The sequence below is a fragment of the Nocardia sp. NPDC055002 genome (assembly GCF_053608825.1).
Window position 1 is genome coordinate 201,516 of sequence record NZ_JBSGWE010000003.1, and the last position, 25,110, is coordinate 226,625.

29 protein-coding genes and 1 pseudogene are annotated in these 25,110 nt (G+C 66.0%); 20 read left to right on the forward strand and 10 right to left on the reverse strand.

What is annotated here, in order from left to right; genetic code table 11:
- Nucleotides 1-107 precede the first annotated feature (107 nt).
- Together ACWF99_RS13210 and ACWF99_RS13215 are read left to right on the forward strand one after the other, a co-directional pair.
- Nucleotides 108-887, forward strand: coding sequence for a purine-nucleoside phosphorylase (locus ACWF99_RS13210; protein ID WP_378635530.1), 780 nt, complete (start codon nucleotides 108-110; stop codon nucleotides 885-887).
- The gene (locus tag ACWF99_RS13215; RefSeq protein WP_378635528.1) at nucleotides 888-2,396 is read left to right on the forward strand and encodes a phospho-sugar mutase; all 1,509 of its coding nucleotides are present in this window, start codon (nucleotides 888-890) and stop codon (nucleotides 2,394-2,396) included.
- 1 nt (nucleotide 2,397) lies between these two features.
- Here the strand turns inward: ACWF99_RS13215 and upp are convergent, their stop codons facing one another.
- Nucleotides 2,398-3,021 (reverse strand): uracil phosphoribosyltransferase, encoded by a 624-nt coding sequence (gene upp / locus ACWF99_RS13220; protein ID WP_378635525.1) that lies wholly within the window; start codon nucleotides 3,019-3,021, stop codon nucleotides 2,398-2,400.
- A 146-nt stretch (nucleotides 3,022-3,167) separates the two neighbouring features.
- Between upp and ACWF99_RS13225 the strand changes: the two genes are divergently transcribed.
- Genes ACWF99_RS13225 through ACWF99_RS13245 form a run of 5 tightly spaced genes read left to right on the forward strand, consistent with a single transcriptional unit; the run spans nucleotide 3,168 to nucleotide 6,607 of the window.
- A complete protein-coding gene (locus ACWF99_RS13225) occupies nucleotides 3,168-3,500 on the forward strand; it encodes a hypothetical protein (RefSeq protein ID WP_378635523.1) in 333 nt (110 codons plus the stop codon).
- Complete coding sequence (locus ACWF99_RS13230) at nucleotides 3,497-4,648, forward strand: NlpC/P60 family protein (protein WP_378662521.1); 1,152 nt, start codon at nucleotides 3,497-3,499, stop codon at nucleotides 4,646-4,648. Before ACWF99_RS13225 ends, ACWF99_RS13230 begins: the two co-directional genes overlap by 4 nt.
- The gene (locus ACWF99_RS13235; RefSeq protein WP_101464284.1) at nucleotides 4,645-4,998 is read left to right on the forward strand and encodes a hypothetical protein; all 354 of its coding nucleotides are present in this window, start codon (nucleotides 4,645-4,647) and stop codon (nucleotides 4,996-4,998) included. The genes ACWF99_RS13230 and ACWF99_RS13235 overlap by 4 nt, the downstream gene beginning before the upstream one ends.
- Entirely contained in the window at nucleotides 4,995-5,354 is a 360-nt protein-coding gene (locus tag ACWF99_RS13240) for a YbaB/EbfC family nucleoid-associated protein (protein ID WP_378635517.1), read from the forward strand. The genes ACWF99_RS13235 and ACWF99_RS13240 overlap by 4 nt, the downstream gene beginning before the upstream one ends.
- A gap of 14 nt (nucleotides 5,355-5,368) precedes the next feature.
- The gene (locus ACWF99_RS13245) at nucleotides 5,369-6,607 is read left to right on the forward strand and encodes a primosomal protein (protein WP_452536043.1); all 1,239 of its coding nucleotides are present in this window, start codon (nucleotides 5,369-5,371) and stop codon (nucleotides 6,605-6,607) included.
- A gap of 132 nt (nucleotides 6,608-6,739) precedes the next feature.
- Here ACWF99_RS13245 and ACWF99_RS13250 read toward each other — a convergent pair whose 3' ends face one another.
- From ACWF99_RS13250 to ACWF99_RS13260, 3 genes are all read right to left on the reverse strand, one after another.
- On the reverse strand, nucleotides 6,740-7,837 hold the full coding sequence (locus tag ACWF99_RS13250; RefSeq protein WP_378635512.1) for an adenosine deaminase: 1,098 nt from the start codon (nucleotides 7,835-7,837) through the stop codon (nucleotides 6,740-6,742).
- Nucleotides 7,838-7,965: 128 nt separating this feature from the next.
- Entirely contained in the window at nucleotides 7,966-9,252 is a 1,287-nt protein-coding gene (locus ACWF99_RS13255) for a thymidine phosphorylase (protein WP_452536044.1), read from the reverse strand.
- A gap of 27 nt (nucleotides 9,253-9,279) precedes the next feature.
- Nucleotides 9,280-9,681 (reverse strand): cytidine deaminase, encoded by a 402-nt coding sequence (locus ACWF99_RS13260; RefSeq protein ID WP_378635507.1) that lies wholly within the window; start codon nucleotides 9,679-9,681, stop codon nucleotides 9,280-9,282.
- 290 nt (nucleotides 9,682-9,971) lie between these two features.
- On the opposite strand from ACWF99_RS13260, the gene sdhC reads away from it, so the two are divergent.
- Genes sdhC through ACWF99_RS13280 form a run of 4 tightly spaced genes read left to right on the forward strand, consistent with a single transcriptional unit; the run spans nucleotide 9,972 to nucleotide 13,368 of the window.
- The gene (gene sdhC / locus ACWF99_RS13265; protein WP_266296386.1) at nucleotides 9,972-10,376 is read left to right on the forward strand and encodes a succinate dehydrogenase, cytochrome b556 subunit; all 405 of its coding nucleotides are present in this window, start codon (nucleotides 9,972-9,974) and stop codon (nucleotides 10,374-10,376) included.
- A gap of 1 nt (nucleotide 10,377) precedes the next feature.
- Complete coding sequence (locus ACWF99_RS13270; RefSeq protein WP_194826025.1) at nucleotides 10,378-10,812, forward strand: succinate dehydrogenase hydrophobic membrane anchor subunit; 435 nt, start codon at nucleotides 10,378-10,380, stop codon at nucleotides 10,810-10,812.
- Between the two features lie 34 nt (nucleotides 10,813-10,846).
- The gene (gene sdhA, locus ACWF99_RS13275) at nucleotides 10,847-12,598 is read left to right on the forward strand and encodes a succinate dehydrogenase flavoprotein subunit (RefSeq protein ID WP_378635801.1); all 1,752 of its coding nucleotides are present in this window, start codon (nucleotides 10,847-10,849) and stop codon (nucleotides 12,596-12,598) included.
- Entirely contained in the window at nucleotides 12,598-13,368 is a 771-nt protein-coding gene (locus tag ACWF99_RS13280) for a succinate dehydrogenase iron-sulfur subunit (protein ID WP_378635503.1), read from the forward strand. The genes sdhA and ACWF99_RS13280 overlap by 1 nt, the downstream gene beginning before the upstream one ends.
- 81 nt (nucleotides 13,369-13,449) lie before the next feature.
- Here ACWF99_RS13280 and ACWF99_RS13285 read toward each other — a convergent pair whose 3' ends face one another.
- Nucleotides 13,450-13,878: a YbaB/EbfC family nucleoid-associated protein gene (locus ACWF99_RS13285; RefSeq protein WP_452536045.1), complete on the reverse strand. Its 429-nt coding sequence runs from the start codon at nucleotides 13,876-13,878 to the stop codon at nucleotides 13,450-13,452.
- 72 nt (nucleotides 13,879-13,950) lie between these two features.
- Between ACWF99_RS13285 and ACWF99_RS13290 the strand changes: the two genes are divergently transcribed.
- From ACWF99_RS13290 to ACWF99_RS13310, 5 genes and pseudogenes are all read left to right on the forward strand, one after another.
- Nucleotides 13,951-14,256: a hypothetical protein gene (locus tag ACWF99_RS13290; RefSeq protein WP_452536047.1), complete on the forward strand. Its 306-nt coding sequence runs from the start codon at nucleotides 13,951-13,953 to the stop codon at nucleotides 14,254-14,256.
- Nucleotides 14,253-15,452: a DUF6973 domain-containing protein gene (locus ACWF99_RS13295; RefSeq protein ID WP_452536048.1), complete on the forward strand. Its 1,200-nt coding sequence runs from the start codon at nucleotides 14,253-14,255 to the stop codon at nucleotides 15,450-15,452. Before ACWF99_RS13290 ends, ACWF99_RS13295 begins: the two co-directional genes overlap by 4 nt.
- A 37-nt stretch (nucleotides 15,453-15,489) precedes the next feature.
- Nucleotides 15,490-15,975 (forward strand): hypothetical protein, encoded by a 486-nt coding sequence (locus tag ACWF99_RS13300; RefSeq protein WP_452536050.1) that lies wholly within the window; start codon nucleotides 15,490-15,492, stop codon nucleotides 15,973-15,975.
- Between the two features lie 9 nt (nucleotides 15,976-15,984).
- Nucleotides 15,985-16,113 (forward strand): annotated as a pseudogene (locus ACWF99_RS13305) (succinate dehydrogenase iron-sulfur subunit); the annotation flags it as partial.
- Nucleotides 16,114-16,255: 142 nt separating this feature from the next.
- Complete coding sequence (locus ACWF99_RS13310; protein WP_452536052.1) at nucleotides 16,256-16,765, forward strand: DoxX family protein; 510 nt, start codon at nucleotides 16,256-16,258, stop codon at nucleotides 16,763-16,765.
- A 106-nt stretch (nucleotides 16,766-16,871) separates the two neighbouring features.
- On the opposite strand, the gene ACWF99_RS13315 is transcribed toward ACWF99_RS13310, so the two are convergent.
- The gene (locus ACWF99_RS13315) at nucleotides 16,872-17,762 is read right to left on the reverse strand and encodes a fructosamine kinase family protein (RefSeq protein WP_452536053.1); all 891 of its coding nucleotides are present in this window, start codon (nucleotides 17,760-17,762) and stop codon (nucleotides 16,872-16,874) included.
- 204 nt (nucleotides 17,763-17,966) lie between these two features.
- Here ACWF99_RS13315 and ACWF99_RS13320 point away from each other — a divergent pair, with 204 nt between their 5' ends.
- Nucleotides 17,967-19,196, forward strand: a complete 1,230-nt coding sequence (locus tag ACWF99_RS13320; protein ID WP_378635489.1) for a cytochrome P450 — start codon at nucleotides 17,967-17,969, stop codon at nucleotides 19,194-19,196.
- Between the two features lie 28 nt (nucleotides 19,197-19,224).
- Nucleotides 19,225-19,941: a TetR/AcrR family transcriptional regulator gene (locus ACWF99_RS13325; RefSeq protein ID WP_378635486.1), complete on the forward strand. Its 717-nt coding sequence runs from the start codon at nucleotides 19,225-19,227 to the stop codon at nucleotides 19,939-19,941.
- A 15-nt stretch (nucleotides 19,942-19,956) separates the two neighbouring features.
- Here the strand turns inward: ACWF99_RS13325 and ACWF99_RS13330 are convergent, their stop codons facing one another.
- Complete coding sequence (locus tag ACWF99_RS13330; RefSeq protein ID WP_378635484.1) at nucleotides 19,957-20,628, reverse strand: JAB domain-containing protein; 672 nt, start codon at nucleotides 20,626-20,628, stop codon at nucleotides 19,957-19,959.
- Nucleotides 20,629-20,742: 114 nt separating this feature from the next.
- A complete protein-coding gene (locus tag ACWF99_RS13335; protein WP_378635482.1) occupies nucleotides 20,743-20,925 on the reverse strand; it encodes a type II toxin-antitoxin system VapB family antitoxin in 183 nt (60 codons plus the stop codon).
- 246 nt (nucleotides 20,926-21,171) lie between these two features.
- On the opposite strand from ACWF99_RS13335, the gene ACWF99_RS13340 reads away from it, so the two are divergent.
- The gene (locus ACWF99_RS13340; RefSeq protein ID WP_378662547.1) at nucleotides 21,172-22,068 is read left to right on the forward strand and encodes a phenylalanine 4-monooxygenase; all 897 of its coding nucleotides are present in this window, start codon (nucleotides 21,172-21,174) and stop codon (nucleotides 22,066-22,068) included.
- 141 nt (nucleotides 22,069-22,209) lie between these two features.
- Nucleotides 22,210-22,905: an ester cyclase gene (locus ACWF99_RS13345; RefSeq protein WP_378635478.1), complete on the forward strand. Its 696-nt coding sequence runs from the start codon at nucleotides 22,210-22,212 to the stop codon at nucleotides 22,903-22,905.
- Here the strand turns inward: ACWF99_RS13345 and ACWF99_RS13350 are convergent, their stop codons facing one another.
- Complete coding sequence (locus ACWF99_RS13350) at nucleotides 22,906-23,490, reverse strand: TetR family transcriptional regulator (protein WP_378635475.1); 585 nt, start codon at nucleotides 23,488-23,490, stop codon at nucleotides 22,906-22,908.
- A complete protein-coding gene (locus ACWF99_RS13355) occupies nucleotides 23,480-24,991 on the reverse strand; it encodes an MFS transporter (RefSeq protein ID WP_378635473.1) in 1,512 nt (503 codons plus the stop codon). The genes ACWF99_RS13350 and ACWF99_RS13355 overlap by 11 nt, the downstream gene beginning before the upstream one ends.
- Nucleotides 24,992-25,110 lie beyond the last annotated feature (119 nt).

A 25,110-nucleotide genomic window follows, 5' to 3' on the forward strand; every position in this document is an offset into this window, starting at 1 on the left:
ATCAGGTGCCGTTGCGTAGGCGACGAAGGAGCAAGCAACGGCACCTGATCGTCGGGACACCCTCGGCCGCGAACTCGAGCGCGCCAGCGCTCCAATAAACTCAGCTCATGACTGCCGAACAGGCCGCTGCGGCGATTGCCGAACGTACGGGAGTGCCGCGTCATCGCGTGGCCGTGGTGCTGGGATCGGGGTGGCAGGAGGCAGCAGCCGAGATCGGCGCGCCGCGTGCCTCGATCCCCATGACGGAGCTACCCGGCTTCGGCAAACCCAGTGCCCAGGGGCACGGCGGCATGGTGCATTCGGTCACCGTGAACGACAACAACGTGCTGCTGCTGATGGGCCGTCAGCACCTCTACGAGGGCTACACACCGCAGCAGGTGGTGCACCCGGTGACCGCGGCGATCGCGGCGGGCGCCGAGATCGTGCTGCTCACCAATGCCGCGGGCGGGCTCAGGGCGGGCCTGCAGGTGGGTGAGCCGGTGCTGATCGCCGACCACATCAATCTCACCGCGCGCACCCCGCTGGTAGGCGCGCGATTCGTCGACCTGGTCGATGCCTGGGATCCCGAATTGCGGGCGCTGACACGGGAAATCGATCCAAGTCTGACCGAGGGTGTGTACGCCGGGCTCATCGGCCCGCAGTACGAGACGCCCGCCGAGATCCGCATGCTCGCGACCATCGGCGCCGACCTGGTCGGTATGTCGACGGTACTCGAGGCGATCGAGGCACGTTCACTGGGCGCGAAGGTGCTCGGCATCTCACTGGTCACCAATTTGGCCGCGGGCGTTACCGGCGAACATCTTTCGCATGCGGAGGTGCTGGCCGAGGGGCAAGCCGCGGCGCCCCGGCTCGGCAAGCTGCTGCGCGGCATTCTGGAGCGCGTGTAGATGCTGCGCTTCGGAACCGCGGGCTTGCGTGGACCGTTGCGTGAGGGCCCGGACGGGATGAACGTGACGACGGTGTCGCGGGCCACCGCCGGGCTGGCCGACTGGCTGCGCGAACGCTGCCTCGGCGGTGGCGCGGTGGTGGTCGGGCGCGACGCGCGGCACGGGTCGGCGGAGTTCGCCACGGCGACCGCTGAGATCTTCACTGCCGCGGGCTTTCCCGTCACGGTGCTGCCGGATCCGGTGCCGACTCCGGTGGTGGCGTTCGCGGTGCGTGAGCTGGGTGCGGTGGCGGGGGTGCAGATCACCGCCTCGCACAATCCGCCTGCCGACAACGGTTACAAGGTGTACCTCGACGGTGGGTCGCAATTGATCGCGCCCGCCGACAGCGAGATCGAGCAGCGCATCGAGGCGGTTGTCGAACCTGTCGCACGGGAAGCTGTCTCGACCTCCGGTGCCGACCTGGTCGATCGCTATCTCGAGCGCGTCGCGGAATTGCCCCGGCTGCTGGGCGGTCCCGGCGAACGGGCGGATGTGCGGATCGCGCTGACCGCGCTGCACGGGGTCGGCGGTGAGCTCGCGGTGCGCGCGCTGGCCGCGGCCGGGTTCACCGACGTGCGGGTGGTCGAGGAGCAGTTCGCTCCCGACCCCGACTTCCCCACCGTCTCCTTCCCCAATCCGGAAGAGCCGGGCGCCGCCGATCTGTTGCTCGCGCTGGCCGAGCGGGTCGATGCCGACGTGGCGATCGCCCTCGATCCCGATGCCGATCGGTGCGCGCTCGGAGTGCCGGGCCCGGATGGTTGGCACATGCTGCGCGGCGACGAAACCGGTGTGCTGCTGGCCGACTACGTGCTGCGCACGCACCCCACCGACCCGCTGGTCGCCACGACCATCGTGTCCTCACGCCTGCTGTCGAAGCTGGCCGCCGCGCGCTCGGCCCGCTACGCCGAGACCCTCACCGGCTTCAAATGGCTGGCCAGGGCGGGCGACGGACTCGTCTACGCCTACGAGGAGGCCATCGGACACTGCGTCGACCCGTCCAAGGTCCGTGACAAGGACGGCATCTCGGCCGCGGTGGCCGCCGCCGATCTCGTCGCCCTGCTGAAGGCTCAGGGCACCACGCTGCAAGCCGAACTCGACTCCTACGCTGTCGAATTCGGTCTGCACGCCGGCGGCCAGGTCTCCCTGCGTCTACCCGACCAGGCCGCCGCGAGCGTGCTGGTCGCCGCCCTGCGCGCGAACCCACCCAGCGACATCGCGGGCACCCCGGTGAAATTCACCGACCAGGCGCAGGTCCGCGGCCGACTCCGCACCGACGCATTGATCTTCGACGCCGACGACTTCCGCATCGTCGTCCGCCCCTCGGGCACCGAACCCAAGCTCAAGTGCTACCTGGAGGTATTCGCCCCGGTCGCCGACCGAGACGACCTGAGCGACGCGAAACAGCTCACCGCTCAGCGTCTCTCCCAGCTCACCACGTTCTGCCGGTCGCTGGCAGCGGGCGAGGAGTAGTTCAGCGGGGGCCGAACTGGCGGTCGCCCGCGTCGCCGAGGCCGGGGACGATGTAGGCGTTCTCGTTGAGTTTCTCGTCGATGGCGGCGGTGATCAGGCGGACCGGGAGGCCCGAGTCCGCCAGGGCGGCAACGCCTTCGGGGGCCGAGACGACGCAGATGGCGGTGATGTCGGTCGCGCCGCGGGCGACGAGCAGTTCGATCGTGTGGCGCATGGAACCGCCGGTCGCCAGCATCGGATCGAGGACGAAGACGGGCAGACCGGTGAGGTCGGCGGGCAGCGACTCGAGATACGGCACCGGCTCGTGGGTCTGCTCGTCGCGGGCGATGCCGACGAAGCCGACGCGGGCTTCCGGCACGAGTTCGGCTGCGGCGTAGACCATGCCGAGCCCGGCGCGCAGCACCGGAACGAGCAGTGGGGGCGCCGCCAGGCGGACGCCCTCGGTGACCGCGACCGGCGTGTCGATGGGCTCGCGCACCACCGGCGCGTCGCGCAGCGCCTCGTACATGAGGATGCCGGTGAGATCGGCCAGAGCATTGCGGAAAGTGGCGTTGTCGGTCCGGGCGTCCCGCATGGTGCTGAGCAGGGCCGCGGCGAGTGGATGATCGACGGTGTCGGTGCGCATGAAAAGACGATAGGGTCGCTTGGCGCTTCGCGCCTACGACCGCTGGGGAAATTTTCGCGGTAGTAGGGAACCGAATGCGGAGTCGGTGCGTCCAAGATACTGAGTGACGTACTCTGCCCGGGAACTCGAGGATTGGGGGAAGTTCGATGACGAAAAAAATGTCGGCCGATGCCGAAGGCATCGTCGCGTACAGCGCAGCTGCTGAGGTGATGGCCACGGAACTGGCCACGGCGGCGGCTGGTTCGGCTGCCTCCGACCCCACCCTGCTCGGCCCCATCATGGGCCTCATCGGCGGCGACTTCACCGCCGCCTACTCCGCCGCGCACGCCGGTCACGTGGCGTCGATCGCCCAGCTGTCGGCGGTCATGGGGAGCATGGGGCTGGCCACCGCCAGCGCCGCGACCACCCTCGTCGAGACCGACCTGAACAACGCGGCCGGGCTCACCGCCGCCGCGGGCGACATCGGTACCGAAGCATGATCGACCTCACCGGCCTGGCTCAGCCCCTCCTCGATCTGCTGTCGAGCTTCGGCACCGGCGTACTCGGCACCGGCGGCGCGTCCGACGGCTTGCGCTCGACCTCGACCAACCTCGACCAGATCTATCAACAGGGCCGCAACAGCATCAACAACGTGAACACCGCGTGGGACGGCCAGGCCGTCGACGCGGCCACCGCCAAGGCGCTGCGCGTGCAGACCTCCTCGGCCACCCTGAGCGACAACGGCACCGAGATGGCGACCGTCGTCGACCAGGCCGCGGCCTATGTGGAGACCGGGCAGAAAGAGCTCGACGGAATCGTCAACTCGTTCCTGTCGCAAGTGTCCGCGCTCAGCCCCACCCTGGGCACCCCGGCCGGTCTGACCGCCGTGGTGAGCTCGGCGATCGACCACATCGGTCAGGGCATGGGCGTCGTCGGCCGGGTGCAGGACGAACTCGGCACCCAGACCGCCGCGATCCAGGAACTCACCCCCGCCCCGTCGAGCACGTCGCTGGCGAGCGTCTCGTCCGGCGCGAGCAACCTCGTGTCCTCGGCGTCGAGTTCCGGCCTGCTCTCGACCGCGGCGAGCACCGGCAGCACAGTGCTCAGCGCCATGGGTTCCGGCCTGTCGACCGCCATGGGCGGCAGCAACAGCAGCAGCAGTACCTCGAAGTCGACCACTACCGGTGGGACCTCGGCGGGCACGGGCGGATCGACGGGGTCATCGGCCGGTTCGTCGACAGGGTCCGGTACCGGAGTCAAGATCACCCTGCCCGACGGCAGCACCGTCGAGGCGCCCAACGAGAAGGCCGCGACCGCGGTCCGCTCGGCCATCGGCGCCGTCGGCACCCCGTACGTCTGGGGCGGCAACGACCCCCAGTCGGGTATCGACTGCAGCGGGCTCACCAAGTACGCCTACGGCGAGGCCGGGGTCGAGCTGCCGCGGCTGGCGCAGGAACAGCACATCGGCAATCCTCAGGTGTCCCCCGGTGACCTGATGCCGGGCGATCTGGCGGTGTGGGACGGCCATGTCGCCATGGTCGTCGGCAACGGGCAGCTCGTCGAGGCGGGCGATCCGGTTTCGATCAGTTCCATCCGAACGGAGAACAGTGGCATGGAGTTCTACGGCTTCTACAGGCCTACCGAATGAGCGGCACGCCGATCCCCGAGGTCCCCAATGTGGAGTCCGCGGTCAGCACCAACCGCTCCGGCACGATCTCGGTCCGCGCGACCAGCATGGGTCTGCCGATCGCGCTCAAGTTCGAACGCAGCGAATACCAGTTCGGCGCTCAGGCGCTGGCCGACGAGATCCTGCGCCTGACCCGGCGCTCGACCATCGCCGCCGCGGCTCGGCTGCGCGAGGTCTACAGCGAGCAGGCGCAGATCCCCGATGAACTGCTCGACAAGATGAACCTGCCCACCCGGCGTCAGGCGGTCGACGAGCTCGATCGCATCGACGACGCAGACACCGGTCAGACGAGCTGGATGAGGCCACTGTGAGTGCGGAAATGGATGCCCTGGTCGCGGGCGTCACCGGAAAACTCGAGGCGCTCGAGGCCGCGCTGTACGGGTTGAAGCAGGTCAACGGGCGGTTCACCACCGAGGACGGGCTGGTCACCGCCGAGGTGAACAGCGACGGCGCCCTCGTCGCCCTGACGCTGGACGAAGCCATCACCACGCTGGCGCCCACCGAGGCCGCCGCACTCATCCTGTCGGCCTGCAAACAGGCCACCGAGACCGCCGGTGAGGCACGTTCCAACATCATTGCGACACTGAACGAATCGCTCGCCGGCCCGAGTGCACAGCCCGACGGGCAATTAGCACCCGGGCCGGATAGTGCCCGGCGCTCGAGCTAGCTAGGCTTCGCGTCATGGCTTCTGGAGACATCGTCCCGATCGAGCTCGGTCTGACCGATGGCGATCTCGTCACCCTGTGGGCACCGCGCTGGCGCGACGGTGACGACGAGTGGGAGGCGTTCCTCGGTCACGAGGACGACCTCTACGGATTCGAGTCCGTTGCGGAGCTGGCGGCGTTCATCCGCACCAACTCCGACAACGACCTCGTCGACCACCCGTCCTGGGCGGTCATCGCCGGACTTTCGGCCGCTGAGCTGGAGCCGGAGGAGAATTTCAGCTTCGATCTGGTCTCCGTGCCGGAACTGGCGGCGGGCGACCCGGACGTCGACGTCGTCGGCGAGCTCGAGGACACCCTGGCGATGGTGCGCAATATCGCCGAGGTGTGCGAGCTCGACGTGGTGACCAAGTTCTTCGGCAACAACCCGGTACTCGGTGCGCTGGCCAGCGGGGCGAGCACCTTCGCCGGCCGCGACGGTGAAGAGCTGTGGGACCAGGTCGGTGCCGCGATCGTCAAGGGCTGGGACGACGTGCTCGACGCGATCGACAGCGTCGTCAGCACACCCGACGTCGACGCGGCCGCGGTGGCCGTCGCCGAGGCGGAGCTGCTGGCGGCCGAGGAGAACGAGGTCGACGCCGACGATGTCGCCGAGGAGGAGGAAGAGTTCGAGAACGTCGACCTCTCCGCCGCCGACGAGGACGAAGAGGAATCCTTCTGGGACGAGGTCGGCATCGACCCTGTCAAGATCGTCACCTCCGACGGCGAGCAGTTCACCCTGCGCTGCTACCTCGACGACGAGCCGATCTTCCTCGGTGACGGCCGCACCATCACCGTCTTCGGTTCCGAGCGCGCACTGGCCCGCTACCTGGCCGACGATCACGAGCACGAGCTGTCGCGGGTGTCGACCTACGCCGAGGTGCAGACCGCGGCGGTGGACGGTTCGCTCGAGGTCGAGGTGACCGACGAGAACGTCTACGTGCTCACCGGTCTGGTCGACGATCTGGCCGAGGGCCCCGAGGCGGTCGATATCGAACAGCTCGATCTCGCGGTCGAACTGTTCAGCGACGCGGCCGACTACGCCGATGATGACAGCGTGGAAACGGCTCTCGCGCAGTCGAACCCGCTCGGCTGGTACGTCTCGTACCTGCTCAACCCGGATCCGAACCGGATGGCGCCGAACCCGCCGTACGCGTCGGAGGCCCAGCAATTCCGCGACCTGCAGCGTGCGTTCGAGGCGCGCCTCGTCAGCGAATAAGACGTCGGTCTTCGGTGAGGACACGGGTAACTCACCGGGGACGGGCGAACCCGACTCCAGCGTTACCGGTAGCCGCGTCGCTACCGGTAACGCACCCGAGTCTGGCTAGAAGTCGCGGAGAGGCGGGACAGCCTAGCCGAGTAGTACCGCGTAACCCGGCTTGATCACTTCGTCGATGATCTTCAGCCGGTCCGGGAACGGGATGAAGGCCGACTTCATGGCGTTGATGGTGAAGCGTTCCAGGTCGCTCCAGCCGTAGCCGAAGGTGTCCACCAGCTTGAGCATCTCCTCGCTCATGGAGGTGTCGCTCATCAGGCGGTTGTCGGTGTTGACGGTGACCCGGAAGCGCAGGCGGGCCAGCAGGTCGAACGGATGCTTGTCCAGCGAGGGCACCGCGCCGGTCTGCACATTCGACGAGGGACACAGTTCCAGCGGCACCCGCATATCGCGCACATAGTTCGCGACCAGGCCGAGCTGGGCGTCCTCGATGTCGCCCGGGACGCTGATGTCGTCGGTGATGCGCACTCCATGGCCGAGCCGATCGCAGCCACAGAACGCCAGCGCCTCGTGAATCGACGGCAGGCCGAACGCCTCACCCGCGTGAATCGTGAAGTGCGCGTGATTGGCTCGCAGATACTCGAACGCGTCCAGGTGCCGGGTGGGAGGGAATCCCGCCTCAGCGCCCGCGATGTCGAACCCGCCCACCCCGGCGTCCCGGAACCGCACGGTCAACTCCGCGATCTCCCGCGACCTCGCCGCATGCCGCATCGCCGTGAGCAGGCACGTCACCCGAACGACGTTGCCCTGTTCCGCCGCGATCGCCTCACCCTCCCGGAACCCCGCGAGAGTGTGCTCGACAACCTCGTCGAGCGTGAGGCCCTTTTCGAGGTGCTGCTCGGGCGCGAACCGCACCTCCGCGTACACGACCCCGTCAGCGGCGAGATCGATCGCGCACTCCCGCGCCACCCTGCGCAAACCCTCCGGGGTCTGCATCACCGCGACCGTGTGCGCGAACGTCTCCAGATACCGCTCGAGCGATCCGCTGTCGGCGGCGTCACGAAACCACGCCCCCAGACTCTCGGCATCGGAAGCGGGTAATTCGTCATAACCGCAATCAGCGGCCAGCTCTAGCACCGTCGAGGGCCGCAGACCACCATCGAGGTGATCGTGCAGCAAGGCCTTCGGTGCGCGTCGGATCGAAGCAAGGTCAAGGGGCGCCGGTCCAGTCATGTATAGACGGTAGCGGCCCGCGCCGATCCCGGCAGCGAAGTCCCCACGTGGCAACCGTCTCGTTGATTGTCCGTCCCGCAAAGGACTGTTGCGGGCCATCCGGCGTGCGCGACCCCAGCGGCTCGCACCTACTCGATCCGCCCGAGCACCAGCTCCCCTGGCTTACCGTCGGGCGCGGAATCGATCGTCACAGCATCGGCGAGAGCAGCCGAAGCCCCGGCGAACGCCTCCGGCGTATCGGTGTGCAGCGTCAACAAGGGCTGACCCGCCACCACCGAGTCCCCCGGTTTGGCATGCATCTCGATGCCTGCCCCCGCCTGCACCTTCTCCCCTTGCCGAGCACGCCCCGCACCGAGCCGCCACGCGGCGAGTCCCACCCCCATCGCGTCGAGCCGGGTCAGCACCCCGCTCGATTCCGCCCGCACGATCTCGCTGTGCCGCGCGACCGGCAGCGCGGCGTCCGGGTCACCGCCCTGCGCCTGAATCATCGTGCGCCAGTGATCCATCGCCCGACCGTCAGCGAGAACATCGGCGGGATCGATCCGCAACCCCGCCTGCGCGACCATCTCCCGCGCCAGCGTCAAGGTCAGCTCGACCACATCCGCAGGCCCCCCACCAGCGAGAACTTCCACCGACTCGGCCACTTCCAGCGCATTGCCCGCGGTGCGCCCGAGCGGTGTATCCATCGCGGTGAGCAGCGCGACGGTCTTCACACCCGCATCGCGCCCGAGCTCGACCATCGCGGTGGCGAGTTCCCGAGCGCCGTCGAGCGTCTTGAGGAAGGCACCCGAGCCGACCTTCACATCCAGCACCAGCGCCGCTGTCCCCTCGGCGATCTTCTTGCTCATGATCGAACTCGCGATCAACGGAATCGACTCGACCGTCCCGGTCACATCCCGCAGCGCGTAGAGCCGCTTGTCGGCGGGGGCGAGATCGGCGCCCGCGGCGCAGATCACCGCGCCGATCGCCGGGTCGGTCAGGATCTCGCGCATCCGGGGCACCGTCACATCGGCCTGCCACCCGGGAATCGACTCGAGCTTGTCCAGCGTCCCACCGGTGTGCCCGAGCCCTCGCCCGGACAACTGCGGCACCGCAGCCCCACACGCGGCCACCAGCGGAGCCAACGGGAGGGTGATCTTGTCGCCGACCCCACCGGTCGAATGCTTGTCGACGGTCGGTCGCGGCAGGTCGGTGAAGTTCATCCGGGTACCCGACCCGATCATCGCCGTCGTCCACCGGGCGGTCTCGCGCCGGGTCATCCCCCGCCACACGATCGCCATGGCCAGCGCCGACATCTGCTCGTCGGCGACGATCCCCCGGGTGAACGCGTCCACCACCCAGTCGATCTGTGCGTCGGACAGCTCGCCGCCGTCGCGCTTGGCAGTAATGACCGAAACCGCATCCAGTGCCGTCATGGCGCCCAGTCTGGCACTGCCGACCGACTACTGCTTCCCGGCCGCCAGATCATCCGGTCCGAAGGCGTAGGGCAGGAGCTCCGACAGCGGCTTCGGGCCGTCGGCGTGGTCCACCAGTAGTTCGCCCCCGCCGTGTTCGAACAGCAGCTGACGACAGCGCCCACACGGCATCAGGATTTCGCCGCGAGAATCGGTCACCGAGACGGCGATGAGACGGCCGCCGCCCGACGCGAATAAGTTACCGACGAGTACACATTCGGCACACAGGGTTAGCCCATATGAGACATTTTCCACATTGCATCCGCTCACAATTCGGCCATCCGCGCTGAGAGCAGCGGCGCCGACGGGGAAACCCGAGTACGGGGCGTACGCCGACCCCATTGCCCGAATTGCCATGTCATGCAACGTATTCCAGTCGATTTCGGGCATCGATAACCTCCAGCCGATCCCGCCGAACACCGGGAAACAGAGGCCGGAACACCAGTATCCGGCATCGAGAAAGGTAAACCTAACTCGCCTGTTTTACGCGCAACGCGCGGCACGCCGAATTAGTTCCGCGAAACAGAGGGGATTAGAGTTCACCGAAGATCGGTTCAGGTTCCCGGCGGCGGGCCAGCGCTCGAGAATACAGCGCAGCCACCTGGGCATTTGCCTCTCCACGCATGCCGGCGTCGGATCTGTGACCGGGTCCATCAACGACGTTGGAGGCACCGCACTCTATGACCACGATAGAAGCTCCGGCTCCGGCCCAGCCGAAGCGGAAGACGCTGTACCGCGGCGACCCTGGCATGTGGTCGTGGGCGCTGCACCGGATCACCGGTGTCACGCTGTTCTTCTTCCTCTTCGTCCATGTGCTGGACACGGCACTGGTCCGGGTCAACCCGGACACCTACGACCACTCGATCGCGATCTACAAGAACCCGATCGTGGCGTTGATGGAGATGGGTCTCGTCGTCGCCGTCCTGTTCCACGCCCTCAACGGCGTCCGGGTCATTCTGGTCGACTTCTGGTCCCAGGGTCCGCGATTCCAGAAGCAGATGCTGTGGATCGTGCTCGCCATCTGGGTTCTGGTCTCCGCCGCCGGCGTCGGCCGCCAGTTCTTCTACCTGCTGACGGAGCACTGATATGTCTGCACCTGTCCTCGGCAAGTCCTACGATCGCCCGGCCAGCCTCGACTCCCCGCGTTCGCCGCGTGGCAAGTCGAACGGCAACTTCGAGAAGTACGCATGGCTGTTCATGCGCATCTCGGGCCTGTTCCTGATCGTGCTGGTGCTCGGCCACATGTTCATCATGCTGATGATCGACGGTGGCGTGAACCGCCTGAACTTCGCGTTCGTGGCCGGTCGCTGGTCCAGCCCGTTCTGGCAGTTCTGGGACCTGTCCATGCTGTGGCTGGCTCAGCTGCACGGCGGCAACGGTCTGCGTGTCATCATCGACGACTACTCGCGCAAGGACTCCACCCGGTTCTGGCTCAAGACCATTCTCGTGGTTTCGATGGTCCTGGTCGTCGCTGTCGGCACGTACGTCATCTTCACCTTCGACCCCAACATCACAGGTTAGGAACAGGCCACCTCGCATGAGTGAATCCCGTCCGATTCAGGAGCATCGCTACGACGTGGTCATCGTCGGCGCCGGTGGCGCGGGCATGCGCGCGGCGATCGAGGCCGGCCCGCGCGCTCGCACCGCGGTCCTGACCAAGCTGTACCCGACCCGTAGCCACACCGGCGCGGCCCAGGGCGGCATGTGCGCCGCACTGGCCAACGTCGAAGAAGACAACTGGGAATGGCACACCTTCGACACCGTCAAGGGTGGCGACTACCTCGTCGACCAGGACGCCGCGGAGATCATGGCCAAAGAGGCCATCGACGCGGTCATGGACCTGGAGAAGATGGGCCTGCCGTTCAACCGCACGCCCGAGGGCAAGATCGACCAGCGTCGTTTCGGTGGCCACACCCGTGACCACGGCAAGGCGCCCGTGCGTCGCGCGTGTTATGCCGCCGACCGCACCGGTCACATGATCCTGCAGACGCTCTACCAGAACTGCGTCAAGCACGACGTCGAGTTCTACAACGAGTTCTACGTGCTCGACCTGGTGATGACCGAGTCCGATCGTGGCCCCGTCGCCACCGGCGTCGTCGCCTACGAGCTGTCGACCGGCGACATCCACATCTTCCACGCGAAGTCGATCGTGTTCGCCACCGGCGGCTCGGGCCGCATGTACAAGACCACCTCGAACGCGCACACGCTGACCGGTGACGGCATGGCGATCGTGTTCCGCAAGGGCCTGCCGCTCGAGGACATGGAGTTCCACCAGTTCCACCCGACAGGCCTCGCGGGCCTGGGCATCCTCATCTCCGAGGCTGTGCGTGGTGAGGGCGGCATCCTGCGCAACGCCTCCGGTGAGCGCTTCATGGAGCGCTACGCCCCCACCATCAAGGACCTCGCGCCGCGTGACATCGTCGCCCGCTCGATGGTGCTCGAGGTGGCCGAGGGTCGCGGCGCCGGTCCGAACAAGGACTACGTCTACATCGACGTGACCCACCTCGGCGCCGACGTGCTCGAGGAGAAGCTGCCCGACATCACCGAGTTCGCGCGCACCTACCTCGGCGTCGACCCGGTCTCCGAGCTCGTGCCCGTCATGCCGACCTGCCACTACGTGATGGGCGGTATCCCCACCCGCATCCGTGGCGAGGTGCTGCGCAACAACACCGACGTGGTCCCCGGCCTCTACGCCGCCGGTGAGTGCGCGTGCGTGTCGGTGCACGGCGCGAACCGTCTCGGCACCAACTCGCTGCTCGACATCAACGTGTTCGGCCGTCGCGCCGGCATCGCGGCCGCCGAGTACGCCAACCGCACCGAGTTCACCGAGATGCCGGAGAACCCGTCGCAGATGGTGATGGACTGGCTCGAGCTGATCCTGTCCGACCACGGCAACGAGCGCGTGGCCGACATCCGCACCGAGCTGCAGGCCACGATGGATGCGAACGCGGGCGTGTTCCGCACCGAGGAAACCCTCAAGAAGGTCCTCACCGACATCCACACGCTCAAGGAGCGCTACACCCGGATCACGGTGCAGGACAAGGGCAAGCGCTACAACAGCGACCTGCTCGAGGCCGTCGAGCTGGGCTTCCTGCTCGAGCTGGCCGAGGTCACCGTCGTCGGTGCGCTCAACCGCAAGGAATCGCGTGGCGGCCACGCTCGCGAGGACTACCCGGACCGCGACGACGTGAACTTCATGCGGCACACGATGGCGTACAAGGAGGGCCCGGAGCTCATCTCCGAGATCCGCCTCGACTTCAAGCCGGTGGTGCAGACCCGCTACGAGCCGATGGAGCGTAAGTACTGATGACTGCTGTTATCGAACCCACCAAGCAGAAGCCGGCGCCGGTCCCCGAGGGCTCGGTCATGGTCACCGTCAAGATCGCCCGGTTCAGCACCGAGGACGACAAGGGCGCGCACTGGGACACGTTCCAGGTGCCGGTCCTGCCGACCGACCGCTTCCTCAACGTGCTCATCTACATCAAGTCCTACCTGGACGGCACCCTCACCTTCCGGCGCTCCTGCGCCCACGGTGTGTGTGGCTCCGACGCCATGCGGATCAACGGTGTGAACCGGCTGGCCTGCAAGGTGCTGATGAAGGACATGCTGCCCAAGGGCGACAAGACCCTCACCATGACCGTCGAGCCGATCCGCGGCCTGCCCGTGGAGAAGGACCTCGTGGTCGACATGGAGCCGTTCTTCGACGCGTTCCGCGCGGTGAAGCCGTACCTGATGACCTCGGGTAACGAGCCCACCCGCGAACAGATCCAGAGCCAGGCCGACCGGGCCCGCTTCGATGACACCACCAAGTGCATCCTGTGCGCCTGCTGCACCACGTCGTGCCCTGTGTACTGGACCGACGGCAGCTACTTCGGCCCGGCCGCGATCGTGAACGCCCACCGCTTCATCTTCGACAGCCGTGACGAAGGCGCCCGCGAGCGCCTCGACATCCTCAACGACGTGGAAGGTGTCTGGCGCTGCCGCACCACCTTCAACTGCACCGACGCGTGCCCTCGTGGCATCGAGGTCACCAAGGCGATCCAGGAAGTCAAGCGGGCCCTGCTCTTCACCCGCTGACCCTTCTCGTCTTTACGTCACTGGCCGCCTGCATCCGAGATGCGGGCGGCCAGTGCTATTTCCAGCTACTGCTGTTATGGGCTAACGAAAGTACGACTGGTTTCGCCGCTCGTTCATCTCGATCAGCTCATCCTCTGTCAGGTCGTCATCAGGATGAGCCACCCGCACCCGCTCTACCTGCGACGAAGGCATTTTCTGGTCGGCTGCCCGGGAAATGGATTCGAGCACGTCTTCGATCCTGGGATCGGCTTTCAACTCCGCCATTCGGTCACGAACGTTCTGCCTGGACTCGACCAGGGCTTCCTTTGCCAGCTGCACGATAAGCGCCGCAAGTTCTTTCCCATACGGGGTGACTGATTCGGCGATACGAAGAGACTCGAGCGTGCCGTCTGCGGAAACCTCTACCGAAACGCCGTGACGCTCCGCGCCCGCCCGGTCAGTCATCAATGCGCGATGAACAGCCTCCATCCTTCCATTGATCGGATCAACATCAGACCCCGACAAAGTCACAAAACCGCCTTCCCATCCATCGATACAGTTGTGCTAGCGTAGCAACCCGTCCGCAGGGGAGAGGATCGCAACTTGTCCGACTTATATGTCGACACTGATGGAATCAACGAAATGATCGGCGCGCTCACAGCATCACAAGAAGCCCTCGGAAGAGTGCCTACCAGCGGCTTCATCGCAGCGATAGAGGCAGCGCTTCCAGGATCCGGACTCGGCCACACGTACATGAAGGCCGGGTGGCGTGGGGGTGCAAGCCTTCGTGGTGTCGGAGGACAGCTTGTGGAGATCAATAATTCCGCGACGCACAGTCTGGCTGAGTATCAAGCTCAGCAGCAACGCCAGGTCGCTGATTTCCAGAACCTGGAAAACGGTCCACGATGACCTCGACCCCGCCCACCGTGTCACAAATCAAGAGTTGGTCGTTCGATGCCTTGACCAGTCAGGCGGACGAGTGGGCGGCCAGCACTCGATTGATCACTGATGAGCATTCGACGATAACCACACAAATGTCCAATTCGCCGGGCTTCTGGCAAGGACCCGCCGGTGACGCGATGCGAGCCAAAGGCGACGAAGCGCGGACCTCTCTTTCTAAGGTGGTCGGAGCATTCGAAGACTCACACAAAGCCACGCGATCCATCGCCCAAATTCTCAGTTTTGCCAAAGCTGCGGCCGTCGACGCAATATCGGCCGCAGAGGATTTGAAACTCACAGTGAGCGAAGATGGCTCCGTTGACTATTCTGAAGAGCTCATAGCTTGGCTGATAAACGAGGACAAGCAGAACCTCACGACCGCCCTCGCGATCGCGCGGAAGCTGGCATGGCAGCATGAAGTCTCAGTGAAGACGACGCTTGCCAATGCAGCGCAGTCAGCGGAAGACGCGCGGACGGCGATCGACAAAATCTTTTCCGAGGTTCCGATTCCACCGAACGCCGAGCTAGATCAGATCAAATTCAGCTACCAGACAGGCGTAGATCCGGCCGGTATGACAAAGTGGCCAGACGGCGCATTGGCCGCGACGCTCCAAGTCCTCACGTTGGGATCAATCGATCCCAAGGATGTCACACAAAGCGAAGCCGAGATGCTGAACAATCTCAGTCTCGCAGATCAGGCGCGTTTTCTCATTCTTTCCGATGAAGCATCGGCAGCCGCCGAGGAAGCTTACCCCGGCATAGCTACACAGGACAGTCATGTCGACGCGTACAGGCACACATACTGGAATGCAATGATGACCCAGGAGTTCGGTGCAGAGTGGACCCAAGAATACGCGACCAAACACGAGGGACGAGCAGACAATGCTGCAGTTCGCGAAGCGATGGACCTGCACAATAACGAAGTCGGACGTAAGATCGGCGCGGCAAACCCACAGGCAAGCTCCGCCGAGATGCGGGAGTTGGTCCAGCAGGCAGTAGATGGTGGCGATACGGTCCTCATCGATCGCGATCAAAATCTGGCCTGGACCGGCGATGTAAGACCAGGCTCCTCGGTTGTTTCCGAAGAATTCGATCGGAATCCAATCTTCTTACCAGGAACGCCCTTGCCGAACAGCAACCCTTCCCCGAACAGGCCGAATTCCTGAGCATAGAGTGGAGATTAAAGCGATGGCGATGAGGTGGATGGCTGTTTCCACGCTTGTGCTGGTCACAAGCGCAACAACGCTTACCGGCTGCGATTCGTTGAATGCGGGAGAATCAGTTGAGGTCGCTTCGGAGCCAACCGGCTGGGATGCACCATTCTCCCAACTGCTGGCATCACATAACAGTTCGAAACTGGGTGACGTCGTTCGAAATACGGGCGTGCCCGTCGAAGAATGGGATAAACTGTACAGTTTCACCGGCGACGCCTCTCCAGAACGCGTAAATAATACTGTTGGAATTGGCGATATAGAATGGGTGAACCGCTCACGCAGCACTGACGTCACTATGCACGTCTTCGTCAGCAATGGGAAGGTGGTCTACGCATTCAACGATCAGCAACCCCGCAACGGAGCGACAAGTGGTGCGTTCTCGACACCTACCGCGACTGTGACACCGCGCGCTATTGAGCGCGGCTACCCGACAAACGACACCGTCTGGGTACTGGATATCGGCGGTGGCGAATAGCCAGGCCCCATCCTCAACGACGTCGAAGGTGTCTGGCGCTGCCGCACCACCTTCAACTGCACCGACGCGTGCCCTCGTGGTATCGAGGTCACCAAGGCGATCCAGGAAGTCAAGCGGGCCCTGCTCTTCACCCGCTGACACCGCTCTCGCTACACAGGCCGTCCGCACCGAAAGGTGTGGGCGGCCTTTGTCGTTCGTCGGCACTTGCGGGGAATGACGACAGGGTGGATAGTGTTACTATCCATAGTAGATAGTGTCAGTATCCATACTGGGAGTACTTATGATCACCCTCGTCGCCCTGGTCGGCTCGCTCGTCGTCTTTCGCACGCTCGGAGCGCTCGGCGTGACCCGATTCGCCTCGTGGTCCGCCAGCGCCGCCCACGCGCTGGCCGTCATGCTGGTAATGACGGGCACCGCGCACTTCATGCCCGCGAGCGTCACCGTGATGCCCAACTACGCCGACATGGTCGCCATGATCCCGCCCTTCGTCCCGTTCCCCGGCTTCATGGTCCTGGCCAGCGGCGTCCTGGAACTTCTCGCCGCGCTCGGCCTGATCCTCACCCGCACGAGGTGGATCGCGGGCTGGGCCCTGGTGCCGCTGTTCCTCCTGCTCCTGCCCGCCAACATCTACGCGGCCCTCAACGACATCCCGTTCGCGGGCGAGCCCGCATCGCCCCTGTGGCAGCGAATCCCGGAACAGGCGCTCTACATCGGGTTCGCGGTATGGGCGACCCGATCGGCACCCCGAGTCCTGCCCGCAATACGGCGACAGGAGCCGTCGCCGATCTGAACACCTGACCGACAAAGGCCATCAGCATCGAATGATGTTGGTGGCCTTCGTCATTGACAACCAGTACCCCTACCTCGTGCTGACACAACATGTCCCGTTATACGCACTAGCGGTAGTGGGAAGCCGCGTCCAAGACGGCGGTTCGATAGGAACGACCGAAGAGGACGGCGTGGGCCAGGAGGAGGTGGAGCTGATGGAGGGGGATGCGGGTTTGCCAATCGGGGGCCAAGGGGTGGACGTCGTTGTAGGCGGCGACGATTCGGGGGAGGTAGGGGGCGCCACCGAAGAGGGACAGGGTGGACAGGTCCGTTTCGGGGTGGCCTCCGTGGGCGGCGGGGTCGATCAGCCAGGGGGTGCCGGAGGGGCCCCAGAGGATGTTGCCCGGCCAGAGGTCTCCGTGGATTCGGGCAGGGGCTTCGTCGGGGGCTTCGATGTGAATCGATTCGACGTCGGTGGCGTCGGTGGGGTCGAGAGCGCCCGCGTCGACGGCGAGCTTCAGGTACGGCAGGATTCGGCGTTCGCGGTACCAGGTGGGCCAGTCCTCGCCGGGGGTGTTGTCGAGGGGCAGACCGGCGAGGAAACCCGCGGCGGCAGCGCCGAATTCGGGGGCGCCGGCGTTGTGGGTCACCGCTAATCCCGCACCGAATCGTTCGGCGGCGACGGCGGTCGGCTCGGCATGGTCGACCCACTGCATCAACAGCAGTTCATCGGTCTGCGCGTACAACTCCGGCACCGCGACACCACCGGCCTCTCGCAGCCAGCGCAGCCCCTGCGCTTCCGCCGCGAAGAGTCCGGACGGAGCGGGCGCCCGCTCGGCGGTCGGTGCGGCGGACACCCCACCGGGCCAGGTCTTCAGGAACAGATGCGTCCCATCGTCGAGCGCGATCCGCTCGGCGACGCTGATCGACCCACCCGCGACGGGCGTCGTGCGCAGCCGCTGGTGAGCGAGGAACGTCGGAAGCAGGTGCGGGTGCGCACGCAGAAACGGCAGGTCCACGCCGCCATCTTGCCCAGGACGGCCGGTGGTGGTCAGCGAATCGGGGGATCCCAGGTCCGGACCACGCGTCCCGAGCCCATCGAACCAGTTTGTGAACAGGTATTACTAAACACTGTTCATAAACGGTGCCGACGTGGTTTCATCGTGGTGAACGTGTTCCACATCACGGTGCGAAGTCCGCGCACCGGATCGAAGGAGACTGCCGTGACCAGCACAAACATCCCCGCGGGATTCGATTTCACCGATCCCGACCTCCTCGCCAGCCGATTGCCGATCGAGGAGTTCGCGCAATTGCGACGCACCGCGCCGGTCTGGTGGTGCGCGCAGCCCGACCGCGCCAGCGGGTTCGACGACGGCGGGTACTGGGTGGTGTCCAAGCTGGCCGACATCAAGGAGATCTCGAAGAATCCGGAGGACTTCTCCTCGCACGAGAACACGGCGATCATCCGGTTCAACGAGGAGACCACGCGCGAGCAGATCGACATGCTCGGCAACATGCTCATGCTGAACCTGGATCCGCCGCAGCACACCAAGATCCGGCGCATCGTGTCGAAGGGCTTCACCCCGCGCGCGGTGGAGAACCTGCGGGCCGCGCTCACCGAGCGGGCCGAGAAGATCGTGTGGGAGGCCAAGAAGTCCGGTCGCGGCGACTTCGTCGAGCAGATCGCGTGTGAGCTGCCGCTGCAGGCCATCGCCGAACTGATCGGCGTGCCGCAGGAGGACCGCATGAAGCTGTTCGACTGGACCAACCAGATGATCTCCTACGACGATCCGGAGTTCGAGGGCAATCACCACACCGCGACCGCCGAGGTGATGGGCTACGCCTGGAACATGGCCGAACAGCGTCGCGGCTGCCCGGCCTCCGACATCGTCACCCAGCTGGTCAACGCCGACGTCGACGGCGAGCACCTCGGTTCCGACGAGTTCGCGTTCTTCGTGATCCTGCTCGCGGTGGCGGGCAACGAGACCACCCGCAACTCGATCACCCACGGCATGAAGGCCTTCGTCGACAACCCGGACCAGTGGGAGCTCTACAAGCAGCAGCGCCCGCGCACCGCACCGGACGAGATCGTGCGCTGGGCGACGCCGGTGACCGCGTTCCAGCGCACCGCGACGCGTGACCTGGAACTGGGCGGGCAGCAGATCAAGAAGGGCCAGCGGATCGGATTGTTCTACAGCTCGGCCAATTTCGACGAGGACGCCTTCGCCGACCCGTTCCGGTTCGACGTGCTGCGCGATCCCAACCCGCACGTCGGCTTCGGCGGCACCGGTACGCACTACTGTGTCGGCGCGAATCTGGCCCGCCTGGAGATCGACCTGATGTTCAATGCCATTGCCGACGCGATGCCGAACCTGCGCCAGGTCTCCGATCCGGTGCGGCTGCGCAGCGGCTGGCTGAACGGCATCAAGCGGTGGGAAGTCGAATACGCTTGAACCGACACATGACCGAAGGGGTGGCCGCTTGACGGGCAAGGCACGTGGCCGTGTGCCTGTGGTGACCGACGCCGATATCCGGCGGGTCACGCGGGCGCTGCTGGCCGAGCAAGGTCCCGATTCGGTCACCCTGCGGGCGATCGCGCGCGAACTCGGCGTCACCGCGCCCGCGCTGTACCGGCACTATTCCTCGCGCGACGAGTTGATCGAGCGGATGCGGGTGGAGTTCTGCGCCGATCTGGCCGAGTTCCTCTCGACCGAGATCGAGCCGCTGCCCGACGACGGCGCGGTGCAGTTCCTGGCCATCTGCCGGGGATTCCGGCACTGGGCGCTGGCGAACCCGCGGGAATTCACCCTGGTGTTCGCCTCGCCCACCTCGGGGCGACCGATGATGCGCCGCTTCGACGAACCCTTCGGCCGGATCTTCCTGGCCGCGGCGGGCAGGCTGCTGGCGAACTTCGAGATCGCCACCCCACCGGGCGAGACCATCCCGGCCGCGCTGCGCGAGGACCTCATCGGCTTCCAGACCGAACTGCTGGCCATGCTCTCGGAGTCGGGACAGAAGTTCCCCGCCGAGAAGCTGGACCTGGGCGTGACGTACCTGATGGTGCAGATCTGGGCCCGGCTGTTCGGCCACGTCACTCTCGAGGTGTTCGGCAATTATCCGATCCCCCTGGCCGATCCGGAAATCATGTTCGACGCCATGCTCGCGGATCTGGCTCGCACCACCGGTTTCGCAGGCTGAGGCGCGTCCCGGCCGTCAAGGCAGAGGTGGCGCGGTGGACCAGGTTTCGCCCGCGACCACGATGTGGTCGAGGTAGCGCAGACCTACGGTCCGAGCGGCTTGGTGGAGCAGGGTGCTGGCTCGGCGGTCGTCGGGGCTGGGGGCGGGATCGCCAGAGGGGTGGTTGTGGACCACGGCGAAAGCTCGGCCGTCGTGGCGCAGGACGGTGTTGAGGATTTCCCGGACGGGGACGGCTACGTGGTCGATGGCGCCCTCGGCGACGAAAGCCCGGTGGCGCAGGCGGTTCTGGGTGTCGCAGACGAGCACGAGAAGTCGCTCCACCCGGGCGCCCGCGAAGAGCGGGATCGCCGCTGCCGCGATGTCTTCGGGCGTGGTGAGCTGAGGTAGCGAATCGGTGGGCGTGCGTGAGCGGGTGCCGAGATGGAAAGCCGCGACGACCGTGGCGGCTTTGGCCGGGCCGATGCCCGCGCGGGCGGCCAGTTCTTCGGGGCGAGCGGCGGAGAGTTCGGCCAATCCGCCGTAGTCGCCGATCAATTGGGCGGCGACCTCCAACGCGGATCGGCCGCGAGTCCCCTGGCCGAGCAGCAGTGCCAGCAGCTCGCCGTCGCTGAGCGCGTGCGGGCCGAGCAGGAGCAGCCGCTCGCGCGGACGTTGGGCGACAGGCAAACTCGCGATCGGAACCGACATCGTTTCCCCCTGCGGATCGGTGACTGACTGCCGATGATCGCAGGGGGTACCGACAAGTCCGGGCTACCCCTCGGCCACCACGTGGGTGACGAAACCCGAACCCGGATCCACCCGCTAGGTGGGCTCCGCGCTGAAAACCGAATCGGCCATCAGCCGTTCCAAATTGCGTAGCTGGCGTTCGTGCACCACGATGCGGCGCAGCGCCTCGTTGACGGTGGCATTGCTGTCGGCGGTGCCCATGATGTCGGCGGCAGCGGCCAGCAGGCGCTGATCGAGATCTATTCGCAGGTTGCGCACGCATCCTCCTCTTCTACGATCGCAATCTTGCGTGATGGCGGCTCGGCTCGTCCGCTAATTCACCGCGTCGTTACCGAAACCACGCGTTCGCAAGTCCACACAGCGGCCGTCGGCATCGGACAGCAAGCACACAGAAAACACAGTTCACCGCCGGAATCCGACAGCGACCACCCCTGCAACTGTGCAGTTTGCGTAGTTGCCGGCGTGGTTGTTGTCGCGACGGGAATGCGGTGATTGCCTGGAGTCATGTTCACCGAGGCCCAGCTCTACTCGCCGGTGACGCGCGAGCGTGACGGCGATGTGACGGTGCATCTGAGCGATGACCACCCCGGCGTGCACGACGAGCACTACCGCGCGCGCCGCAACGCCATCGCCGCGCTCGCACTCGACTACTCCCCCGGCGCCCCCGTACCCCACATCGACTACACCGATGACGAGCAGCGGGTGTGGCGGATCGCCTCGGCCGAGCTGGCCCGCAAGCACGAGGTCTATGCCTGCCGTGAGGTCAGGGAGGCAGCAGGCAACCTCGCTCTCCCGCACGATCACATCCCGCAACTCGACGAGGTGTCACGGCTGCTCACCCCCCTGTCCGGCTTTCGGTACGTGCCCGCCGCCGGCCTCGTTCCGCTGCGCGAATTCTTCGGTTCCTTCGCCGAGCGCACCTTCCACTCCACCCAGTACATCCGCCATCATTCCGCCCCGCTGTACACCCCGGAACCCGACGCGATCCACGAGATCATCGGCCACGCCAACCAGATCGCCAGCCCACGTTTCGCGGCGCTGTACGAGACGGTCGGCGCCGCGGTGGCGCGGCTGGAGACCGACAGCGCGCTGAAATTCCTCGCCGACGTCTTCTGGTTCTCGCTCGAGTTCGGCGTGGTCAGGGAGAACGACGAAATCCGTTGTTACGGCGCCGGACTGCTGTCGTCCTATGGCGAGATCGACGAATTCCGGCATGCCCGGCTCCGTCCGCTCGATGTCGCGGAGATGGGCACCATCGCCTACGACATCACCCATTACCAGCCGGTGCTGTTCTGTGCGGATTCGGTGGACCAGATCGTCGGTGTGCTCGGCGAATTCTTCGCGACCATGGATGACGAGACGCCGGCCAGGCTCGGTCACCCCACCCAGGCTGTTTCATAGCTATCTCCGAAAACGTTGCTACAGAACACAGTTCAACTTTTCGTGTTTCTCACTTGTTGGGACCCGACACGCGCGACCGATGCGCGACTGTTACCTTCGACCCGTTCTTCGAGCTTTTTGAAAGGGTCGGGTAGACCGAAAATGACTGTGGACGCGACAGATACGCAGGCCGAGCAGAACCCGGAACCGGAAGCGCCCCTGTGGCTACAGGGCCGGGAAGCCGTGATCGCCGCCGCGGCGCCGGAGGAATGGCGCGGCAATGTTCCCGACTACGAACTGAGCCACGAGGTGATCCCGCGCGAGCGCAGCGTCGAGCACGCGCCCGGTTCGCTCGAGGCGATCGTCGAGGACCTGGTGAAGGTCTTCGAGATGGAGGTCTCGCACAAGGCCGACCCCGCGACGTGGCTGTCGGTGGTGGCCGACCAGTATCGCGGCCGGGTCAACGGCGGAACGTGGCAGGACGCCGAGGAGTTCGCTCGTATCGGCAGCTACAACATCCTGATCGGCGACAACCCCTACTACGACGCCGAGAACGAGACCTTCGATTCCTCGCACCACATCTTCCACACCGCGTTCCCCGGCGGCTTCTTCTGGGAGGTCCAGGAAGTGCTGTCGGGCCCGCCGTCGGTGAGCTTCCGCTGGCGGCACTGGGGCAAGTTCGAGGGCGAGTACAAGGGCCACCAGCCCACCGGTGAGCAGATCGAGATGTTCGGTGTGACCATCGCCCGCGTCAGTGAGGACCTGCGCATCCTCGAGCTGGAGCACTTCTACGACAACAACAAGCTGCTGGGCCCGCTGGCACACGGCTGCCCCGTGCAGCACGGCAAGCCGGAGTGATCAGGCCTTCTCCCCGAACGGCAGCCCTGCTTGCAGGAATGCCAGCGCGTCACTGACGTTGGTGACGTTCATCGGGGTGGCGGGCGCGATGGCGAGCATGGAGCCGATCATCGCGCCCGCGGCCACCCGCACCTCGAAGTCGTCGGCGGACCGGCCGGTGTAGTCGGCCAGCATCTGGGCGGCGAGTTCGATACTGCGCAGAAATTCCAAACCGATGGCCGAGCGCAGTTCCGGCACATGGAACAGCAACGCCTGGCGTTCCTGTTCGAAGGCGAGATCGGCGGGCGACATCCGGCCGAACACGGCCATGGTCGCGTTGCGGATGGCGGTGACCGGGTTCAGGCCGCGCGGGAGCGAGGCCATCTCCTCGATCATCACCGCATCCTGGTCGTCGGCGATGACCAGCTGTTCCTTGGTGGGGAAGTAGCGGAAGAAGGTGCTCGGGGATACCTCGGCCGCCGCCGCGATCTGCTCCACCGTGGTCTCGGTGTAGCCCTGTTCCCGGAACAGCCGGAACGCCTCGACCCTGATGGTTCGGCGGGTCCGCTCCTTCTTCCGCTCGCGCAGCGACATCTCAACCGACATGGATCGATTCTGCCGCATCCGCGTCGGTCGCCGGTGCCGTCTGTTGCCGTAGCCACAGCGCGGTGCCGAGTCCGGCGATCAGGCACACCGCCGCGCACAGCCCGAGCATGGTGTCCATGCCCGCCACGAAGGCCTGCTGGACCTGCGCCAGCATCGCCGGATCACCGGTCTCCCGCGCGACCGCCACACCCGCGTTGACACCGTCGGAGATCGGCGCGCGGTCGAGCGCGCCGAGGTCGGCCCGGTACCGGGTGGCCAGCACCGTGCCGAGCACCGCGACGCCGATGGTGCCGCCCGCCTGCCGAAGTGCTTGCAGCAGTGCCGAACCCGAGCCCGAGCGTTGCGCGGTCAGCTCGCCCATCGCCAGACCGACCGCGGCGGGCATCACCATGCCCATCCCGGCGCCGAGCACCGTCGTCCACAGCGCCGTGAGCCAGTAGCCGCTCTCGACCGTGGTGAACGCGCCCAGTCCGAGGCCACTCGCGAGCACGAGCAGTCCGGCGGTGATCACCACCCGCACGCCCAGCCGGGGCAGCGCCACGTCGACCAGTCTGCTGCCGATCACGAGCCCACCGATCAAGGGCAGCAGCCGCAGCCCGCTGCCGAGCGCGTCGACGCCGAGCACGGCCTGGAAGTACTGCGGGACGGTGAAGAACATCCCGAACATGGCGAAGCTGACCAGGATCGAGATCGCGGTGCCCCAGCGGAAGCCGGGTGCGGCGAACAGCGCGAGGTCGATCAGCGGATGCTCGGTACGGCGCTGCCACCACAGGAACACGGCCAGCGTCGCCGCCCCGGCCGCGACGACGAGCCAGCCGAGCAGGTCGCCCCAGCCGCGTTCGCCGATCCGGATGAAACCGTAGGTCAGCCCGAGCATGCCCGCCGCCGAGAGCAGCGCGCCGAGGAGATCGACGCGAAAAACGCTGTCACTGCGCGATTCCGGCACCAGTGTGGCCACGGCCAACGCTCCGATGACGACCAGCGGCACATTGATCAGGAACACCGAACCCCACCAGAAGTGCTGCAGCAGCCAGCCGCCGAGGATCGGGCCCAGCGGCAGGCCGATGGCGGTCGAGGTGACCCAGATCGTCAGCGCGCGTTGCCGCTCGGCGGGCTCGGTGAACAGCACCGGCAGCACCGACATCGACAGCGGCACCAGCGCGGCGGCGGCGACGCCGAGCACCACCCGCGCCACGATCAGCTGGCCGGCGGACGTAGCGAACGCGCAGCCCACGGAGGCCACACCGAACAGCACCAGCGCGGCCAGCAGGATCTTCTTGCGTCCGTACCGGTCGCCGAGCGCGCCCGCGGGCAGCATCAGCGCGGCCAGTGCCAGCGTGTAAGCGCTGCTGAACCATTGCAGCGCAGCGGTATTCGCATCCAGGTCCACCGCGAGCGTCGGGATGGCGACCGTGAGCACGGTGACGTCGAGTCCGATGGTGAGCATCGCCACGGCAAGCGCGCCGAGCGCGAGCCAGCGGCGGGTGTCTTCCGTCCGCATATCTCCTCCAAAATGATAGCTACTACTTTTTAATAGTAACTCTCATTTGAGAGTTCATGTCAATACTCTGCCCAGTCCGGACCTGTCAGCTCGTGGACCGGCTAACGCGTCACAGCAGC